Source organism: Mycobacterium sp. (assembly GCF_036488105.1).
Classification (GTDB): domain Bacteria; phylum Actinomycetota; class Actinomycetes; order Mycobacteriales; family Mycobacteriaceae; genus Mycobacterium.
Genome location: NZ_DASXHW010000046.1, coordinates 1 through 2898, shown reverse-complemented (window position 1 = coordinate 2898; position 2898 = coordinate 1). Strand labels below are relative to the sequence as shown.

Sequence of the window (2898 nt, the reverse complement as noted above, 5' to 3'; positions counted from 1 at the left end):
CCCTTCGCCCCGGTGCCCACCGGGCGCCAAATCCCGAAAGCCTGGCTGCAGTCCGGCGTGGTCAAGGCGGCGAATACTTGGCATGAGCTCGCGGCCAAGATCGGCGTTCCGGGTGCGCAACTGCATCGCACGGCAACGCGTTTCAACGAGTTGGCGCACAACGGTCACGATGACGACTTCAACCGAGGTGACAGCGTTTACGACAATTACTACGGAGACCCCACTCTGCCCAACCCGAACTTGCATCCGCTGGGCAAGCCGCCCTACTACGCGTTCCGGATGGTTCTCGGCGATCTGGGCACTTCGGGTGGTCTGCGCACCGATGAATATGCACGAGTGCTGCGCGCCGATGACACCGTCGTGCGCGGCCTGTACGCGGTGGGCAACACCACGGCAGCGGTCATGGGCCGCAGCTACGCCGGGGCCGGCGCCACCATCGGTCCTGCCATGACCTTCGGCTACATCGCGGCCAAACACCTTGTCAGCGAAAGCTCAACTCAATCAATTGTTCCGGGAGGTACCAGGTGAAAATCTCACTGTTCTACGAATTCGCGCTACCGCGCCCGTGGTCGGACGACGACGAGCACGTACTGCTCAAAGAATGTCTCGACGAGGTCGAGGCGGCCGATAAGGCCGGCTTCTCCACCGTCTGGCTGACCGAACACCACTTCCTGGAGGAGTACTGCCACTCCACCGCGCCGGAGATGTTCCTGGCCGCGGCCAGTCAGCGGACCAAGAACATCCGGCTGGGATTCGGCATCATGCACCTGCCGCCTGCGGTCAACCACCCCGCCCGGGTCGCCGAGCGGATCGCCACCCTGGACCTGATCTCGGATGGCCGAGTGGAGTTCGGCACCGGCGAATCGTCCTCGATCGGAGAACTCGGCGGCTTCAACATCGACCCCGCCGACAAGCGGGCGCAGTGGGAGGAAGCGCTGGAGGTCTCGATCCGCTGCATGATCGAAGAGCCCTTCACCGGATTCAAGGGCGAACACATCGAGATGCCGGCCCGCAACGTCGTCCCGAAGCCGCTGCAGAAGCCACACCCGCCGGTGTGGGTCGCCTGCACCCGGCCGGCCTCGGTCCAGATGGCTGCCCAAAAATGCATCGGCGCATTGAGTTTCGCCTACACCGGCCCCGGTCCGCTGACCGAACGGGTGAACGGCTACTACAAGGAGCTCGAGGAGAGCGGCGTGCCGATCACCCCCGCGATCAACCCGAACATTCTCGCGATCGGTGGCGACCTGTCGATGATGGTGGCCAAGACTGACGAGCAGGCCGTGCGGCGACTCGGGATGGGTGGCGGGTTCTTCTCGTTCGGGATCATGCACTATTACATGACCGGCGTTCACACACCGGGACGTACCGGCGTCTGGAAGCGCTATCTCGAAGAATGCGAGAAGGATCCGACGCTGGCCTACGGACCGGGGCGCGGCGCGATCGGCTCGCCGGCCACCGTCCGCGAGTTCCTGCGGGGTTACGAGGAGAGCGGCGTCGACGAGATCATCTTGCTGCTCAACCCGCGCAGCCACGAAGGCACCATGGAGTCCATTGAGCTGATGGGCAAAGAGGTGCTGCCGGAATTCATCGAGCGTGACGCGAAGGCGGTGGCCGAGAAGGCCAAGCGGTTAGCACCGGTGATCGAGAAGGTCGAGTCGCGGCGGCCCAGGCCGACCGCGCCAAAGTTCGACGAGAACTACTCGTTCGGTGGCCTGCCCACCGGCCGGGGCGGAAAGTTCACCGCGAGTGAGATTCCCGAGGCGATGGCGGAGATCAACGAGGGTCGCGTGCAGGCAGCCCAGCGTCTCAAAGACCAGAAGAAGTAGTCGTTGGGACAGATCGACGAGCTGTTGAGCTATGACGGTCGCCGTGTGGTGGTCACCGGGTGTGCGTCGGGCATCGGCGCGCATGTCGTGCGCCAGCTCACCGAGCTGGGTGCCCATGTCGTCGGGTTGGACAAACAGGCGCCGAGCGACGACATCGCGGAGTTTTACACCGTCGACCTGACCGACCCGACATCGATCGATACCGCCGTGAGTTCGATTGGTGGACAGGTCGATGCGCTGTTCAACATCGCCGGCGTCTCGTCTGGGATCGGCGATCCGTTGCTGGTGCTCACAATCAACTTCCTCGGCCTGCGGCACGCCACCGAGGCGCTGTTGGAGAGGATGCCGGCCGGATCGTCCATCGTGAGCGTGTCTTCGCTTGCGGCTAAGGAGTATCGGGAGCATCACCAGGTTGTCGGCGGGCTGCTGAACACCGCGACGATGGCCGAGGGCATCGAGTGGTGTCACCGTCATCCCGACGCGTTGGCCGACGGGGGCTACCGGTTGTCCAAGGAAGCGATCATCCTGTACACCATGAGCAAGACCACAGCACTCGGCGGTCGGGGTATTCGGATCAACTGCACCGGGCCCGGTGTCACCGAGACGCCGATTCTCGACCAGCTACGGGGCGCGTACGGTCAGGGCTTCCTCGATGACATCGCCAAACCGCTGGGCCGGGTCTCCGATCCCGAGGAGCAGGCTGCGGTTCTGGTGTTCCTGAATAGCCAAGCGGCCAGCTATATTTCGGGCCAAATACTGTGGGTCGACGGCGGCAATCTCGGCGCCGCGACCGCACGTGAACTCGAAGAAGGGCGAGCACTGTGGCCAGCCTGACCGACTTCCGCCGCGTCGCCGGCGAGGTGTCCAACTGGGGACGCTGGGGAGACTCCGATGAACTCGGGACGCTGAACTTCATCACCGCGGACAAGATCACCGAAGCGGCCGCTCTGGTCAAGCACGGGAAAGTCTTTCCGTTGGGAGTGGACTTCGGATCGTCGGGTCCACAGGGATCATTCAAGTTCCGGCACAACCCGATTCACGTGATGACGGTGGACGGCGGCGACGCGCACTC

At 63.9% G+C, this 2898-nt stretch carries 3 protein-coding genes and 1 pseudogene; all 4 read left to right on the top strand.

All coding sequences use genetic code 11. The features are described 5' to 3' along the window. On the top strand, positions 1 to 528 hold a 528-nt coding region (locus tag VGH54_RS02395; RefSeq protein ID WP_331510334.1), incomplete at its 5' end, for an FAD-binding protein. Continuing rightward, a complete protein-coding gene (locus VGH54_RS02390; protein ID WP_331510333.1) occupies positions 525 to 1826 on the top strand; it encodes an LLM class flavin-dependent oxidoreductase in 1302 nt (433 codons plus the stop codon). The genes VGH54_RS02395 and VGH54_RS02390, both read left to right, overlap by 4 nt. Before the next feature lie 3 nt (positions 1827 to 1829). After that, positions 1830 to 2660, top strand: coding sequence for a coniferyl-alcohol dehydrogenase (locus tag VGH54_RS02385; RefSeq protein WP_331510332.1), 831 nt, complete (start codon positions 1830 to 1832; stop codon positions 2658 to 2660). Then, positions 2648 to 2898: pseudogene (locus VGH54_RS02380) on the top strand (cyclase family protein); the annotation flags it as partial. The gene VGH54_RS02385 and the pseudogene VGH54_RS02380, both read left to right, overlap by 13 nt.